Raw genomic sequence first — 16,781 nt, 5'->3', positions numbered from 1 at the left:
TGATGTACCCAAAGAAAGAGATGCTGGCGCGTCCAGCACGCAGTTTGTTAATGATGTAGCCGTGATAAAGAGGTCGTAATGCCAGGCAGCACCTTGTTGAAAGCGTTTGTTTTGTTTGTCGCCCTTTGGGCTCCCATCACTCAGGCAGACTCCGGTTGGCAACCCGTCCAGGAAACTATCCGTAAGAGCGAAAAAGATACCCGCCAGTATCAGGCTATTCGCCTTGATAACGGGATGACTGTGCTGTTGGTTTCCGATCCGCAGGCGGTAAAATCGCTCTCGGCGTTAGTTGTGCCGATTGGGTCCCTGGAAGATCCGGAAACCCATCCTGGGCTGGCGCACTATCTCGAACATATGACGCTGATGGGGTCAAAAAAATACCCACAGCCGGATAGCCTGTCCGAATTTCTGAAAATGCATGGCGGTAGCCACAACGCCAGTACGGCACCGTATCGCACGGCGTTTTACCTCGAAGTTGAAAATGATGCGCTGGAAGGTGCGGTTGACCGTCTGGCGGATTCTATTGCTGCGCCACTGCTGGATAAAAAATATGCTGACCGTGAACGCAATGCCGTCAATGCCGAGCTGACCCTGGCCCGCACGCGAGACGGTATGCGCATGGCGCAGGTCAGCGCTGAAACCATCAACCCGGCACACCCAGGCTCACGTTTTTCCGGTGGTAACCTCGATACCCTGAGCGATAAACCAAACAGCCCGGTGCTTGATGCTCTGCACGCATTCCGCGACAAATACTATTCCGCCAACCTGATGAAAGCGGTTATTTACAGCAACAAACCGTTGCCTGAGCTGGCCAGCATGGCGGCGCAGACATTTGGCCGGGTACCGAATAAAAACATAGACCAGCCGCAGATTAACGTGCCGGTGGTGACTGACGCGCAAAAAGGGATCGTTATCCACTACGTTCCGGCATTGCCGCGTAAAGTGTTGCGCGTTGAATTCCGCATTGATAACAACACGGCGAAATTTCGCAGTAAAACCGATGAACTGGTGACTTACCTTATTGGTAACCGGAGCCCGGGTACACTTTCTGACTGGCTGCAAAAACAGGGGCTGGTGGAAGGAATTCGTGCTGACTCCGATCCTGTCGTGAACGGCAACAGTGGTGTGCTGGCGATTTCCGCAACCCTGACGGATAAAGGGCTGGCGCACCGTGATGACGTGGTCGCGGCGATCTTCAGCTACCTCTCTTTGCTGCGCGATAAAGGTGTCGATAAACGTTATTTTGACGAGCTGGCACATGTGCTGGATCTCGATTTCCGTTACCCGTCTATCACGCGTGATATGGACTACGTGGAATGGCTGGCGGATACCATGATCCGTGTGCCGGTGGAACACACGCTGGACGCAGTTAATATTGCCGATCAGTATGACGCCGAGGCGGTGAAAGCGCGTCTGGCAATGATGACTCCACAGAACGCCCGTATCTGGTACATCAGTCCGAACGAGCCGCATAACAAAACGGCTTATTTCGTGGATGCCCCTTATCAGGTTGATAAAATCAGCCCACAAACCTTCGCGGACTGGCAGAAAAAAGCCGGAGAGATCGCGCTGAAGTTGCCGGAACTGAACCCCTACATCCCGGATGATTTCTCGCTGATCAAAACGACGAAAGACTATCCGCACCCGGAACTTATCATTGATGAGCCGACGCTGCGTGTGGTCTACACCCCAAGCCGTTATTTTGCGAGTGAGCCAAAGGCTGATGTCAGCGTCGTTCTGCGTAATCCAAAAGCGATGGACAGTGCCAAAAATCAGGTGATGTTTGCACTTAATGACTATCTGGCGGGTATCGCGCTCGATCAGCTCAGCAATCAGGCCTCCGTGGGGGGAATTAGTTTCTCGACCAACGCGAACAACGGTCTGATGGTCAATGCAAACGGTTATACCCAGCGTTTGCCGCAGCTCTTCCAGGCGTTGTTGAAAGGCTATTTTAGCTATACGCCGACAGAAGAGCAGCTTGAGCAGGCCAAGTCATGGTATGCGCAGATGATGGACTCTGCGGAGAAGGGTAAAGCTTACGATCAGGCGATAATGCCGGTACAGATGCTGTCCCAAATTCCGTATTTCCAGCGCGAAGAACGCCGCGCGCTTCTGCCATCCATCTCGTTAAAAGATGTGCTGGATTACCGTGACTCGCTGAAAATCAATACCCGTCCTGAGTTCCTGATTGTCGGGAACATGAGTGAGGAACAGGCCAAAACGCTGGCGCAGAACGTGCGTGCGCAGCTGGGTTCAAAAGGTAAAGAGTGGTGCCGCAACCAGGACGTGCTGGTTGAGAAAAAACAGAATGTGATTTTTGAAAAAGCGGGAAACAGCACGGATTCGGCACTGGCGGCGGTGTTTGTGCCTAAAGGTTATGGTGAATTTGCCAGTTCAGCCCAGAGCGCTGTGCTGGGACAAATTGTTCAACCGTGGTTCTACAACCAGCTGCGCACGGAAGAGCAGCTTGGCTACGCGGTCTTTGCATTCTCTATAAACGTGGGTCGTCAGTGGGGGCTTGGTTTCCTGTTGCAAAGTAGCGATAAGCAGCCTGCTTATCTCTGGCAGCGTTACCAGGCTTTCTTCCCGAAAGCGGAGGAAAAACTGCGTGCCATGAAGCCAGAAGAGTTTGCTCAGATCCAGCAGGCCGTTATCGCACAGGTGATGCAGCCGCCACAGACGCTGGGTGAAGAAGCGTCCCAGCTGAGCAAAGATTTTGATCGCGGTAATCTGAATTTTGATTCGCGTGATAAAGTAGTGGCCGAGATAAAACAGCTGACGCCTCAGAAGGTTGCCGATTTCTTCCATCAGGCGGTGGTTAAACCGCAGGGAATGGCCATACTGTCTCAGGTTTCCGGTAGCCAGAGTGGGAAAACGGAATACGTTAACCCGAAAGGCTGGAAGATCTGGAAGAGCGTCAGTGCCTTGCAGCAATCTATGCCCTGGAGTAAGAAAGAATGACCGATACCGCTGAGTCCCTTGATCCCTTACGTTTACCTCTGCAGGGTGAACGATTGATTGAAGCCTCAGCGGGAACAGGAAAAACCTTCACCATTGCCGCGCTCTATCTGCGTCTGCTGTTAGGGCTCGGCGGTAATGCAGCGTTTCCGCGCCCGTTAAGCGTGGAAGAGCTGCTGGTGGTGACCTTTACCGAGGCCGCCACCGCCGAGCTACGCGGCCGTATTCGTACCAATATTCATGAGCTGCGCATCGCCTGTCTGCGCCAGAGTACGGATAACCCTCTTTACGCGAGCCTTCTGGAAGAGATTGCCGATAAGCAACAGTCAGCCCACTGGCTGCTACTGGCTGAGCGGCAAATGGACGAAGCGTCGGTCTTCACTATCCACGGCTTTTGTCAGCGCATGCTGAGCCTGAATGCGTTTGAATCCGGCATGCTGTTCGAACAACAGCTCATTGAAGATGAGTCTGAGCTTCGCTATCAGGCCTGCGCAGATTTCTGGCGTCGTCATTGCTATCCATTGCCTCGCGATATTGCCGAAGCGGTTCACGCGTTGTGGAAAGGCCCGGAAGATCTTTTACGCGCCATTGACCGTTATCTGCAGGGGGAAGCACCGGTTATTAAATCCCCGCCACCAGCGGATGAAACGCTGGCCTCACGCCATGAAAAGATCGTCGCGCAAATTGCCGCCTTAAAGCAAAAATGGAATGAGTCAGCCGGCGAGGTTGAGGCGATCATCGAAAATTCCGGGATCGACAGGCGCAAATTTAACCGCGGTAACCAGGGCAAATGGATCGACAAGATCAGCGCCTGGGCGCAGGAGGAGACGCGCGGCTATCAGCTCCCGGATGCACTGGAAAAATTCTCTCAGCGTTTTCTTCTTGAGCGTACCAAAACCGATGGCGTTGTCCCGGAGCATCCTCTGTTTGTTGCCATCGAGGCCTTGTTGTCAGCGCCATTAACCCTCAACGACCTGATGATCACTCGCGCCATGACGGAGATCCGCGAGGCTGTAGCGCGTGAGAAACGTCGCCGGGGAGAACTGGGCTTTGACGATATGCTGAGCCGTCTGGATACGGCGCTGTGCAGTGAAAATGGCGAAGCGCTTGCCGCCGCTATCCGTGCCCGTTTCCCGGTGGCGATGATTGACGAATTTCAGGACACCGATCCCCAACAGTACCGTATTTTCCGCCGTATCTGGCGGCAACAGCCCGACACCGCACTGTTGCTGATTGGCGATCCTAAGCAGGCCATCTATGCCTTCCGTGGTGCCGATATTTTCACCTATATGAAAGCCCGCAGTGAAGTTGATGCCCACTACACGCTGGACACTAACTGGCGCTCATCCCCGGGTATGGTTGAGAGCGTCAATGCGTTATTCAGCCGTATGGATGCGGCATTTATGTTCCGGGAGATTCCTTTTCAGCCCGTGAAATCCGCCGCGAAAAATACCGCCCTGCGCTTTGAATTCAATGGAGTCGTGCAGCCTGCGATGAACTTCTGGTTGCTGGATGGCGAAGGTTTCGGTGTTGCTGACTATCAAAATGCGATGGCGCAGCACTGTGCCGCGCAAATCCGCGACTGGCTCAGTGCTGGCGCACGTGGCGATGCGGTTTTGTGGAAAGGGGATGACCCGACTCCTGTGAAAGCATCGGATATCACGGTGCTGGTGCGTAGCCGCCAGGAGGCAGCGCTGATCCGCGATGCACTGACGTTGCTGAACATCCCATCTGTTTATCTCTCAAACCGGGATAGCGTCTTTGAAACGCTGGAGGCCCAGGAGATGCTGTGGCTGCTCCAGGCCGTGCTGGCTCCTGAGCGTGAAAGTACACTTCGTAGCGCGCTGGCCAGCTCTGTGCTGGGGTTGAACGCGCGTGACATTGATGCGCTCAATAGCAATGAAACCGCCTGGGATGCTGTGGTGGAAGAGTTTGTCCACTACAGGGAGTGCTGGCAAAAACGTGGCGTAATGGCGATGCTACGCGAGCTGATAGCGCAGCGGCACATCGCGGAAAATATGCTCGCGACGGCAGGTGGTGAACGTCGTCTTACCGATATTTTGCATATCAGCGAACTGTTGCAGGAAGCGGGTACGCAGCTGGAGAGTGAACACGCTCTGGTGCGCTGGCTGTCGCAGCAAATCGCCGATCCAAACAGCAACGCGTCCAGCCAGCAGATGCGCCTGGAGAGCGATAAACACCTGGTGCAAATCGTCACAATTCACAAATCGAAAGGGCTGGAATATCCGCTGGTCTGGTTGCCGTTCATCGCCAATTATCGCGTACAGGATCAGGCGTTTTACCACGATCGTGATTCGTTTGAAGCGGTGCTCGATCTCAGTCAAGCCGACTCCAGCGTCGAACTGGCAGAAGCCGAACGCCTGGCAGAAGATTTACGCCTGCTCTATGTGGCGCTGACCCGCTCCGTCTGGCACTGCAGCCTGGGTATTGCGCCGTTGTTCCGCCGTCGTGGCGAGAAAACAGGGGAGAGCGATTTTCATTTGAGTGCGTTGGGGCGGCTTATCCAGCTCGGCGAGCCAAAAGATGCCGCAGGGCTGCGTTTGTGCATTGAATCGCTTTGTGGCGACCATATTGCCCTGCAAATTCCATCGTCGCCAGATAATAGCCGCTGGCAGATGCCAGAGCAGTGTGGATCTGAGCTCAGCGCCCGGCAGATTGTGCGAACCATTGCTGATGACTGGCGCGTCACCAGCTACTCCGGTTTACAACAGCACGGACAGAGCATCGCGCAGGATCTGATGCCAAAACTGGATGTGGATGCCGCAGGTACCGGTAGCGTGCCTGATGAACCGGCACTGACACCCCATCAATTTCCGCGCGGTGCGTCGCCGGGAACATTTTTGCACAGCCTGTTTGAAGAACTGGATTTCACCCAGCCTCTCTCTGAGGAGTGGGTGCTGAAGATGCTGCAAAGTGGCGGTTATGATGCGCAATGGCAACCGGTTCTTACCGACTGGGTAAAGGCTATTTTGCAGGCACCGCTCACGGAGCAGGGCTTCTCTCTGAACCAGCTGACGGCCAAAAATAAGCAGGTTGAGATGGAGTTTTATCTTCCTATAGCCAGTCCTCTTAAGGCCGATGTGCTTGATGAGCTGATCCGCGAACACGATCCGTTGTCAGCGGGTTGCCCGCCGCTCAATTTCCGCCAGGTTCAGGGAATGCTGAAAGGGTTTATCGACCTGGTGTTCCGCCACGAAGGGCGTTACTACCTGCTGGATTACAAATCGAACTGGCTTGGTGAAAACAGCGAGGCCTATACCCAACAGGCGATGGCATCAGCCATGCAAATGCATCGTTACGACCTGCAATACCAGTTATACACCCTGGCGCTGCATCGCTACCTGCGCCATCGCATTGCCGATTACCGCTACGAAGCGCATTTTGGTGGGGTGATCTACCTGTTCCTGCGCGGGGTAGATGCTGCTGATCCGGGTTCGGGTATTTTTCGTACGCGTCCGGATGTGGCATTGATTGAAAAGATGGATAGCGTATTTGCGGCAAACACGGAGGTGGTGGCATGACGATGCCGGAATTATTGCTGGAAGCAGTAGAGCAACGATTACTGCGTCCTCTTGACGCGCAGTTCGCCATGATGGTTGCAGGCGCGCAGCCTGCCGTGATGCTCGCAGCCGCAATCCTCAGTAAAGACGCGGGTGAGGGGCACGTTTGCCTGCCGCTTTCGCGTCTGGACATTGATGAAAAAACGCCTCCGGTGCTGCAATCCTGCTTCGCCCTGCTCGGTAATACGCTGGACTGGCAGGCGGTATTGCTGAGTTCACCTGCCGTGAGCAGGGGAGATACCCAGACGCCGCTCGTCCTGATTGATGAGCGTTTATACCTTAACCGGATGTGGCAATATGAACTGACGGTTGCCCGCTTCTTCAGCGAGAGCAATGCTCCACTTCCTTGTGATGAGGCGCATCTCCGGCAAACGCTGGATACTCTGTTTACTTCGCAGGAAGCCACTGACTGGCAGAAAGTGGCGGCCGCCGTGGCATTAACGCGGCGGATCTCGGTGATTTCTGGCGGCCCGGGGACGGGTAAAACGACCACTGTGGCAAAACTGCTCGCCGCGCTGATTCAGCTATCTGGTGAGCAAAAGTGTCGTATTCGTCTGGCCGCGCCGACCGGAAAAGCCGCAGCTCGTCTGACGGAGTCATTAGGTGGTGCGCTGCAAAAACTGCCGCTCACTGAGGCTCAGCTGGCGCTTTTCCCTGGTGAAGCCAGCACGTTGCATCGGTTGCTCGGCGCGCAGCCCGGTAGCCAGCGCCTGCGTTACCATGCCGGAAACCCGCTGCATCTGGATGTGCTGGTGGTGGATGAAGCCTCAATGATCGACCTGACAATGATGTCGCGATTGATTGACGCCCTGCCACCTCACGCTCGTGTCATTTTCCTCGGCGACCGCGACCAGCTTGCCTCCGTAGAGGCCGGTGCGGTGCTGGGGGATATCTGCACTTACGCAAGCCAGGGTTATACCGCTGAGCGGGCAAAAGAGTTATCGCGGTTAACAGGATGCGTGCTGGAAGGCGAGCGCAGCCCGCAGGCTGGCGCGCTGCGTGACAGCCTGTGCCTGCTACAAAAAAGCTACCGCTTCGGGAGTGACTCCGGGATTGGTCAACTGGCGGCGGCGGTAAACCGCGGCGATCGCCATGCCACGCGTGCGGTGTTTGACGGCACCTTCACCGATATCGAGAAAAAATCGCTGCAAACCGGGGAAGAGTATCAGGCGATGCTGGATGATGCCCTGCAGGGGTATCAGCATTTCCTGACGTGTGTCCAAAAGCACAATACACCTGAGCAGGTTATTGCCGCATTTGGTGAATACCAGCTTCTGTGCGCGCTAAGGGAAGGACCGTTTGGCGTAAGCGGCCTGAACGACAGGCTGGAGCAGCTGCTTACGCAGAAACGTAAAATCACCCGGGTGCCACACTCTCGCTGGTATGAAGGGCGGCCAGTAATGATTTCCCGCAACGACAGTGCGCTGGGGTTGTTTAACGGGGATATCGGGATTGCGCTTGACCGTGGACAGGGGCTGCGCGCCTGGTTCCTGATGCCGGATGGCAGCGTGAAATCCGTTCAGCCAAGCCGCCTGCCTGAGCATGAAACAGCATGGGCGATGACGGTACACAAATCTCAGGGCTCTGAATTCAACCACGCGGCGCTGATCCTGCCGACCCAGCTCTCGCCGGTGATCACGCGTGAGCTGATTTATACCGCCATAACCCGCGCACGCCAGCGGTTATCGTTGTATACCGATGAACGCGTGCTGGTACAGGCGATTGCCACCCGGACGGAGCGCCGAAGCGGCTTAAGCGCGATATTCGAAGCGGTTTAAGGGTAGACCCTCACCGGACGGTGAGGGCGTCGTATTATCCCAGGTCCGCCATCAGCACTTTGGAGCGGCGCTGGTAGTTGTACATCTCTTTCTTACTTTCCGGCAGTGAATCAATATCCACCGGCGTGAAGCCGCGCTCCTGGAACCAGTGAATACTGCGAGTGGTCAGCACGAACAGCTTACTCAGGCCAATCTGGCGCGCCTGGGCTGCTACTCGCTCCAGCAGCATTTCACCGCGTGAAGAGCTGCGGTAGTCAGGGTGTACGGCAACGCAGGCCATTTCACCAATCTTCTCTTCCGGGAATGGGTAGAGCGCAGCACAGGCAATAGTCAGGTTATCGCGCTGGATGATGGTAAATTTGTCGATCTCCATTTCCAGCTGTTCACGGGAGCGGCGAACCAGAATACCTTGCTGTTCCAGCGGGCGGATCAGCTCCAGAATGCCACCGATATCGTTGATGGTGGCACGGCGGATCTGTTCGGCACTCTCCATGACGATCTGTGTACCAATACCATCACGGGAGAACAGTTCCTGTAACAGAGCGCCATCTTCCTGATAGCTAATCAGGTGGCTACGACGCACGCCGCTGCGACAGGCTTTTACTGCGCCACGCAAAAAACGGACGGTACCTGAGTGATAATCACCTTCTGTCTCCAGTTCTTCCACGCGGGCCTGGGCTTCATTGGGGAAGAGTTCCGGCACAATCACCCCTTCGTCGTTCACGACCCCTTGCGAAGAGCAGAAGCCAATCATTTTTTCGGCCTTTAGCTTGATAGCCAGCTGGGTGGCGATCTCTTCTGACGTGAGGTTGAAGCTTTCACCCGTTACGGAAACGGCCACTGGCCCCATCAGGACAATGGCTCCGCTGTCCAGCTGACGGTGGATCGCCTCTTCATCGATACGACGAATGCGACCGCTGTGGCAATAGTCCACACCATCATCCACACCGAGTGGCTGAGCGATGATGAAGTTGCCGCTGACAACGTTAATATGTGCGCCCTGCAGCGGTGTATTGTTCAGGCTCATCGACAGGCGGGCAGTAATATCCAGCTGCAGCAGACCCGCAGCCTGTTTCACCAGCTCAAGGGTTTTGGTATCCGTGACGCGGGTATGCTTATGGTAAATCGGCTCATGGTGATGGGCCGCCAGGTTGGCATCAATTTGCGGGCGAGCACCATACACCACAACCAACCGGATGCCGAGGCTGTGCAGCAGGCCGATGTCATTGACAATGCTGGAAAAGTTTTCATGTTCTATCGCTTCGCCACCGAGCATGATGACAAACGTTTTTCCCCGATGGGCATTGATATAGGGAACAGAATGGCGAAATCCCTGAACCAGCTCGGTTCTACGTTCCTTTACCATGAGACAACCCTTAGTGAATGTTTATTCGTAATTTGTGTATTTTTATTCGATTGTGTTCGTGTGTGCAAGTCTAAATTTTCGGCGAAGCACAGAAATTTATAAGTAAAGCGTGCGTTAACGTATGAATGTTTACCCTTTTATAGATGACAGTTTATGCGCCATTCGTTAAAGTTTTCGGTCAATTTGGGCGTTTTGTGTATTTATAAGATTTCTTGCTCGGGAGAAGCATGTCGGGATCCAATTCAGCAATAAGCCGTCGCCGCCTGTTAAAAGGGGCAGGGGCGATGTGGTTGCTTAGCGTCAGCCAGGTAGGTCTTGCTGCCACAAGTCAGGTGGTGGCGGTGCGTGTCTGGCCGTCGTCAACCTATACGCGCGTAACGGTAGAATCTAATCGGGTGCTGAAATATAAGCAGTTTGCGCTCAGCAATCCGGAACGGATCGTGGTGGATCTCGAAGGCGTAAACCTGAATTCCGTCCTGAAAGGGATGGCGGCGCAGATCCGTGGTGATGATCCGTTTATCAAATCAGCGCGCGTTGGGCAGTTTGATCCGCAAACGGTGCGGATGGTGTTTGAGCTGAAGCAGAATGTGAAACCGCAGCTGTTTGCACTTGCGCCTGTCGCGGCGTTTAAAGAGCGGCTGGTGATGGATCTCTACCCGGCGAATGCAACGGATATTCAGGATCCGCTCCTCGCATTGCTGGAAGACTACAACAAAGGCGATCTTGAGAGTCAGGTTCCGCCAGCACAAAGCGGCCCGAAGCCGGGCAAAGCAGGGCGCGATCGCCCCATTGTGATCATGCTTGATCCTGGACACGGAGGCGAAGACTCCGGAGCGATCGGCAAATATCGTACCCGGGAAAAAGACGTAGTACTGCAAATTGCGCGTCGTCTGAAGGCGTTAATTGAGAAAGAAGGCAACATGCGGGCCTATATGACGCGCAATGAAGATATCTTTATTCCGCTGAAGGTTCGCGTGGCGAAAGCACAAAAGCAGCGTGCGGATCTGTTCGTCTCTATCCACGCAGATGCGTTTACCAGCCGTCAGCCAAGCGGCTCCTCGGTGTTTGCGCTCTCCACAAAAGGGGCGACCAGTACCGCAGCGAGATACCTGGCGGATACGCAGAACGCCTCGGATTTGATAGGTGGCGTGGGCAAAAGTGGTGACCGCTATGTTGATCACACCATGTTTGATATGGTGCAGTCGCTGACCATCAACGACAGCCTGAAGTTTGGTAAGGCGGTACTGGGTAAGCTTGGCAATATTAATAAGCTGCACAAAAACAGCGTCGAGCAGGCCGGGTTTGCGGTGCTCAAAGCCCCGGATATTCCGTCCATTCTGGTCGAGACTGCATTTATCAGTAACGTGGAAGAGGAGCGTAAGCTCAAGACCGCGACATTCCAGCAGGAAGTGGCAGAGTCAATACTGGCAGGGATACGGGCGTATTTCTCAGATGGGGCAACGCTGGCGCGACGCGGGTAGTTTCCTGGCCGGGTGGAATGCCCGGCAGATCCACAAACTGCAGATACAAAAAAACACCCTTGAGGGTGTTTATTGTTTTAAGAAGTGTTGGTTGCGGGGGCCGGATTTGAACCGACGACCTTCGGGTTATGAGCCCGACGAGCTACCAGGCTGCTCCACCCCGCGTCCGTCTTTCTGCTTTTGCAGAAACTTCTTCTTCAAATTTGATTGGTTGCGGGGGCCGGATTTGAACCGACGACCTTCGGGTTATGAGCCCGACGAGCTACCAGGCTGCTCCACCCCGCGTCCGTCTTTCTGCTTTTGCAGAAACTTCTTCTTCAAATTTGATTGGTTGCGGGGGCCGGATTTGAACCGACGACCTTCGGGTTATGAGCCCGACGAGCTACCAGGCTGCTCCACCCCGCGTCCGTGGATGCGCACTATACTCGGTTAGGTTTGTGATGCAACCCCTTTTTTACATAATTCATTAACTTTGTATGTAAATTGAACGACATCGATACGTGTGGACTATTTTTTGCGCAAAATTTGCCAAAGGGCATGTGATTCCATTCCTTTAGAACGGGGGGTTTGTTATCTTCATCACGCGGAAATGGGCAACTTAAAGACGAGATATAATGAAAGGATGTTGGGCGAAGTATCTGATGACGGGCGCAATGGTAGCCATTCTGGCGGCCTGTTCTTCCAAACCGACCGATCGCGGTCAACAGTATAAAGACGGGAAGTTATCCCAGCCTTTCTCTTTAGTTAACCAACCTGATGCCGTCGGCGCGCCGATCAACGCCGGAGATTTCTCCGAGCAGGTCTACCAGATCCGCAATGCGTCACCGCGTCTGTATGGCTCGCAGAATAATGTTTACAGCGCGGTACAGGAGTGGCTGCGCGCGGGGGGCGATACGCGTAATATGCGCCAGTTTGGTATTGATGCCTGGCAGATGGAAGGGGCTGATAACTATGGCAACGTCCAGTTTACCGGCTATTACACCCCCGTGATTCAGGCACGACACTCCCGTCAGGGCGAGTTCCAGTACCCGATTTACCGTATGCCGCCAAAACGCGGCCGCCTGCCGTCTCGTGCCGATATCTACTCGGGGGCGCTTAGCGAAAATTACGTTCTGGCCTACAGCAACTCGCTGATGGATAACTTCATCATGGATGTTCAGGGCAGTGGCTACATCGATTTTGGTGACGGTACACCGCTTAACTTCTTCAGCTATTCCGGTAAAAACGGTCATGCCTACCGCAGTATTGGTAAGGTGCTTATCGACAGAGGTGAAGTGAAGAAAGAAGATATGTCGATGCAGGCGATCCGCGAATGGGGTGAAAAACACAGTGAAGCCGAGGTGCGAGAGCTGCTGGAGCAAAACCCGTCGTTTGTCTTCTTCAAACCACAGAACTTTGCGCCGGTAAAAGGGGCAAGTGCCGTACCGCTGATTGGCCGTGCGTCGGTGGCGTCGGATCGTTCGATTATTCCGGCGGGCACTACGTTACTTGCGGAAGTTCCGTTGCTGGATCATAACGGCAAATTCAACGGCCAGTACGAGTTACGCCTGATGGTGGCACTGGATGTGGGCGGCGCAATCAAAGGCCAGCACTTCGATATTTATCAGGGTATTGGCCCGGATGCTGGTCACCGTGCAGGCTGGTATAACCATTACGGACGTGTATGGGTGCTGAAGACAACCGCTGGCGGTGGCAACGTATTCAGCGGCTGATTATGGTATTCTGAGCCGTATAGAGATTATTGAGCAGGGGTGAGGGAGAACCTCACCCTTTTTACATCTGAGGTCTTATGTCTGTGGTAATCAGCGACGCATGGCGTCAGCGTTTTGGCGGCACGGCTCGTTTATATGGTGAAAAAGCCCTGCAGCTGTTTGCGGATGCGCATGTCTGCGTTGTGGGTATTGGCGGCGTTGGTTCCTGGGCTGCAGAAGCGCTGGCGAGAACCGGTATTGGTGCGATCACGTTGATTGATATGGATGATGTCTGCGTGACCAACACTAACCGTCAAATCCACGCTCTGCGTGATAACGTTGGGCTGGCAAAATCTGAGGTGATGGCGGAGCGTATTCGTTTGATCAACCCGGAATGCCGCGTGACGGTGATTGATGACTTTGTAACGGCGGATAATGTTGCGGAGTACATGAGCAAAGGCTACAGCTACGTGATTGATGCCATCGACAGTGTACGTCCAAAAGCGGCGCTGATCGCGTACTGCCGTCGCTACAAAGTTCCGCTGATCACCACCGGCGGTGCGGGTGGGCAAATCGATCCGACGCAGATCCAGGTGGCCGACCTGGCAAAAACCATCCAGGATCCCCTGGCAGCCAGGCTGCGCGAGCGCTTAAAAAGCGACTTTAACGTTGTGAAGAATAGCAAAGGCAAGCTGGGCGTAGACTGTGTGTTCTCCACCGAGGCGCTGGTCTACCCACAGGCGGATGGTTCGGCGTGTGCTATGAAAAGCACGGCAGAAGGACCAAAACGAATGGACTGCGCCTCAGGCTTTGGTGCGGCCACGATGGTGACCGCGTCCTTCGGTTTTGTCGCGGTTTCCCACGCCCTGAAGAAGATGATGGCGAAGGCGGAACGTCAGGCCTGAGCCTGACGTGCGGCATCCAGCACCGCTTCGCTGAGCGCGGTCAGCCCCTGGCTGCGCGAGGCGCTCAGCTGCGTGCGAAGCCCCAGTTCATCGAACAGCGCCAGCGGCGAACGCGCCTGCAGTTCTGCCGCGCTTTTACCTTCCACGGCAGTTAAGAGCACTGCCAGCAGGCCACGCACGATACGACCTTCGCTGTCGCCGAAGAAATGCAATTTCTCGCCAGATACGCTAAACCCCAACCAGACACGGTTCTCACAGCCTGCTATCTCTTTTGCCTGCGCTTTAAGCTCCTCAGACAGGGCGGGCAGCTGTTTACCCAGCAGGATCAGCTGACGGTACTTGTCTTCCCACTGTGTGAGCGGGGCGAAGGTCTGTTTTAACGTCTCTTCTGTGATGACGGAGCCAAACGGGTGTCCGGCTAAAGCAGAGCTAGTCATTAATCCACCAGTAATTCAAGGGCGCGGTCAACGGCCGCAACCAGCGCGTCTACATCGCTTTGTGTATTGTATGGCGCAAAGGAGGCGCGCAGCGTACCGCTGACGCCAAGTGCCGCCAGCAGCGGCTGTGCGCAGTGCTGCCCGGCGCGCAGGGCAATGCCATATCCGGCCAGCAGCGTTACCATGTCGCTATGATGAACGCCCGCAAAATCAAAGGCCAGCAGGCTGGAATCCTGCACGCGGAATGAACGGAAACCTGGACGTTTTTTTAGCGCTTCTTCTGCCAGCGTCGCCAGTCCCCGGCTCCAGCTTTCGGCCTGAACGACGTCCGTTTCAGCCAGCCACTCCAGTGCAGCGCTTAGGCCAATGACGCCTGCCACGTTTGGCGTACCGGCTTCCAGACGATAAGGCACGTCCTGCGTTCTGAAGCCGTCGAAGGTTACCTCGGTAATCATCTTGCCGCCACCGAGCCACGGCGTCATTTGCGCCAGCAGTTCAGGCTTGCCATACAACGCCCCGATACCGGTTGGCCCGTACAGCTTGTGGCCTGAGAAGGCGTAGAAATCAATATCCAGCGCGTTAACATCGGCCGGAAAATGCACAATTCCTTGTGCACCGTCGACCATGACCACCATACCGCTGGCGTGGGCGATTTCGATAGCCAGTGCCAGATCCGGACAGCCTCCGGTAACGTTGGACATTTGCCCCAGGGCCAATATCCGACTGCGGGACGTAATCAGCTCAGGTAAACGCGCCACGTCGGGCAGAAAATCTGACCCCAGCGGGAGCTTTACAATGCGTGCGCCTGTTTGCTCCGCAACCATCAGCCACGGCACCAGGTTCGCGTGATGTTCTGCCTCGCTGACGATGATCTCGTCCCCCGGTTGCAGCCGCGGGCGCGCATAGCACTGCGCCACCATATTGATGGCCTCGGTTGTACCTCGCGTCCAGACGATATTTTTCCCGCTTTCGGCATTAATCAGGCGTGCGACCTGGTCGCGCGCGGCTTCATAGCGTGCAGTTAAGCGCTGGGCCTCAGCAAACTGACTGCGATGCACATTACCTGCACTCAGGCTGTAAAACTGCGTAGTGGCGTCGATAACGGCCAGCGGCTTGAGCGCCGTTGCTGCGCTATCAAGGTATATACCGGCATCGGCCAGCGCCGGGAACTGTGCGCGAAAGTGTGCGGGACTGAAAGCGTTCATGGAATTCCTCATTTCGATCCGTAGATCGTCGCGCAAATTTGGAAGCAGGGCAAGGTGGTTAGGTGAAACACGCTGGAGAGGGGAAAAAATGGACAAAAAAAAGCACCGCAAATTGGCGGTGCTACATTAATCACTATGGACAGACAGGGTAAATGTACAGGAAGTGAAAAATTGGTAGCGTTGCTACCGTGGTCTGAATCGCAGACCAATTGCAAACACAACAACACAACATCACAACCGTAAGCCAAAAGCCCTTCAGAACACGCATTCTAAAAAAAGCTTTTCGTTCCGGCTCAGGAAGTGCCGCCACTATAGGTATTTGCTGGTAGTTCCTCAACGGACAAATTATAATGGCTCAGATTAAAAAAACTAATAGGTTAAACGTTGTTTCCTATATGTTAAATCTCGTTAACATCTAAGCCAGATAACCATGTCGAAGCGATTGCCACCCCTTAATGCATTACGTGTTTTTGATGCAGCAGCACGCCACCTGAGCTTCACCCGCGCAGCAGATGAGCTTTTTGTGACACAGGCCGCAGTAAGTCACCAAATCAAGTCCCTGGAGGATTTTCTGGGCCTTAAGCTGTTCCGTCGCCGCAACCGTTCATTACTCCTGACTGAAGAAGGCCAGAGCTATTTTCAGGATATTAAAGAGATTTTTTCCCAGCTCACCGAAGCCACGCGTAAGCTGCAGGCGCGCAGTGCAAAAGGCGCACTCACGGTAAGCCTATTGCCAAGTTTTGCCATTCAATGGCTGGTGCCAAGACTTTCAAGCTTTAACTCAGCTTATCCGGGAATCGACGTCCGAATTCAGGCGGTGGATCGCCAGGAAGACAAACTGGCAGATGACGTGGATGTCGCCATTTTTTATGGTCGTGGTAACTGGCCGGGCTTGCGCGTCGAGAAATTATACGCAGAATATCTGTTGCCGGTTTGTTCACCGCTGCTTCTGACGGGGGACAAGGCGCTGAAGACGCCCGCTGATTTGGCGCAGCATACGCTTTTACATGATGCTTCTCGCCGTGACTGGCAAACTTATACCCGCCAATTAGGTCTTAATCATATAAACGTGCAGCAGGGCCCCATTTTTAGCCACAGTGCGATGGTGTTACAGGCTGCCATTCACGGGCAGGGCGTTGCGTTGGCGAACAACGTAATGGCACAGTCCGAAATTGAGGCAGGCCGCCTGGTTTGCCCTTTTAATGATGTTCTGGTCAGCAAGAATGCGTTTTATCTGGTTTGTCATGACAGTCAGGCAGAACTGGGTAAAATAGCCGCCTTCCGGCAGTGGATACTGTCCAGAGCGGCGAACGAGCAAGAAAAATTCCGCTTCAGGTATGATCAATAACTTTTGTGTGCTGAGCACGTATCACTTTAGG

Annotated in this window: 10 protein-coding genes and 3 tRNA genes; 7 read left to right on the top strand and 6 right to left on the bottom strand. The window is 54.5% G+C overall.

The genetic code is table 11. The features are described from left to right. The first annotated feature begins 78 nt into the window (after positions 1 to 78). From ptrA to recD, 3 genes are read left to right on the top strand one after another with little or no spacing between them, the layout of a single operon-like run. Positions 79 to 2,961, top strand: coding sequence for a pitrilysin (ptrA, locus tag ACJ9N4_RS05015; protein WP_182918883.1), 2,883 nt, complete (start codon positions 79 to 81; stop codon positions 2,959 to 2,961). Continuing rightward, complete coding sequence (recB, locus tag ACJ9N4_RS05010) at positions 2,958 to 6,500, top strand: exodeoxyribonuclease V subunit beta (RefSeq protein WP_411500301.1); 3,543 nt, start codon at positions 2,958 to 2,960, stop codon at positions 6,498 to 6,500. Before ptrA ends, recB begins: the two co-directional genes overlap by 4 nt. Beyond that, positions 6,497 to 8,317 carry an exodeoxyribonuclease V subunit alpha gene (recD, locus tag ACJ9N4_RS05005; RefSeq protein ID WP_411500300.1) on the top strand — a complete coding sequence of 607 codons (1,821 nt, stop codon included), beginning with the start codon at positions 6,497 to 6,499 and terminating at the stop codon, positions 8,315 to 8,317. Before recB ends, recD begins: the two co-directional genes overlap by 4 nt. A gap of 34 nt (positions 8,318 to 8,351) precedes the next feature. On the opposite strand, the gene argA is transcribed toward recD, so the two are convergent. Next, positions 8,352 to 9,683 (bottom strand): amino-acid N-acetyltransferase, encoded by a 1,332-nt coding sequence (gene argA / locus ACJ9N4_RS05000; protein ID WP_182272500.1) that lies wholly within the window; start codon positions 9,681 to 9,683, stop codon positions 8,352 to 8,354. Between the two features lie 227 nt (positions 9,684 to 9,910). Between argA and amiC the strand changes: the two genes are divergently transcribed. Next, a complete protein-coding gene (gene amiC / locus ACJ9N4_RS04995) occupies positions 9,911 to 11,164 on the top strand; it encodes an N-acetylmuramoyl-L-alanine amidase AmiC (RefSeq protein ID WP_182918880.1) in 1,254 nt (417 codons plus the stop codon). An 88-nt stretch (positions 11,165 to 11,252) separates the two neighbouring features. Here the strand turns inward: amiC and ACJ9N4_RS04990 are convergent. The 3 genes from ACJ9N4_RS04990 to ACJ9N4_RS04980 all read right to left on the bottom strand — a co-directional run bounded on the left by ACJ9N4_RS04990 (position 11,253) and on the right by ACJ9N4_RS04980 (position 11,569). Continuing rightward, positions 11,253 to 11,329, bottom strand: a tRNA-Met gene (locus ACJ9N4_RS04990). 43 nt (positions 11,330 to 11,372) lie between these two features. After that, positions 11,373 to 11,449: transfer RNA gene (locus ACJ9N4_RS04985), tRNA-Met, on the bottom strand. Between the two features lie 43 nt (positions 11,450 to 11,492). Beyond that, positions 11,493 to 11,569 (bottom strand) — tRNA-Met (locus ACJ9N4_RS04980). 209 nt (positions 11,570 to 11,778) lie between these two features. Between ACJ9N4_RS04980 and mltA the strand changes: the two genes are divergently transcribed. Beyond that, positions 11,779 to 12,876, top strand: coding sequence for a murein transglycosylase A (mltA, locus tag ACJ9N4_RS04975; RefSeq protein WP_182272498.1), 1,098 nt, complete (start codon positions 11,779 to 11,781; stop codon positions 12,874 to 12,876). Positions 12,877 to 12,953: 77 nt separating this feature from the next. Beyond that, positions 12,954 to 13,760, top strand: coding sequence for a tRNA cyclic N6-threonylcarbamoyladenosine(37) synthase TcdA (gene tcdA, locus ACJ9N4_RS04970; protein ID WP_182272497.1), 807 nt, complete (start codon positions 12,954 to 12,956; stop codon positions 13,758 to 13,760). On the opposite strand, the gene csdE is transcribed toward tcdA, so the two are convergent. Then, positions 13,751 to 14,197: a cysteine desulfurase sulfur acceptor subunit CsdE gene (csdE, locus tag ACJ9N4_RS04965; RefSeq protein ID WP_182272496.1), complete on the bottom strand. Its 447-nt coding sequence runs from the start codon at positions 14,195 to 14,197 to the stop codon at positions 13,751 to 13,753. The genes tcdA and csdE overlap by 10 nt on opposite strands. Further along, positions 14,197 to 15,402, bottom strand: coding sequence for a cysteine desulfurase CsdA (csdA, locus tag ACJ9N4_RS04960; RefSeq protein WP_182272495.1), 1,206 nt, complete (start codon positions 15,400 to 15,402; stop codon positions 14,197 to 14,199). Before csdA ends, csdE begins: the two co-directional genes overlap by 1 nt. A 430-nt stretch (positions 15,403 to 15,832) precedes the next feature. On the opposite strand from csdA, the gene gcvA reads away from it, so the two are divergent. Beyond that, on the top strand, positions 15,833 to 16,750 hold the full coding sequence (gene gcvA / locus ACJ9N4_RS04955; protein ID WP_182272494.1) for a glycine cleavage system transcriptional regulator GcvA: 918 nt from the start codon (positions 15,833 to 15,835) through the stop codon (positions 16,748 to 16,750). The last annotated feature ends 31 nt before the right edge of the window (positions 16,751 to 16,781 follow it).

Origin of the sequence: Enterobacter sp. LM3 (assembly GCF_046622475.1) — a bacterium.
Lineage (GTDB): Bacteria > Pseudomonadota > Gammaproteobacteria > Enterobacterales > Enterobacteriaceae > Enterobacter > Enterobacter cloacae_P.
Note: the sequence above shows the minus strand (reverse complement) of the source record. Positions and strands in the feature narration are given on the sequence as shown.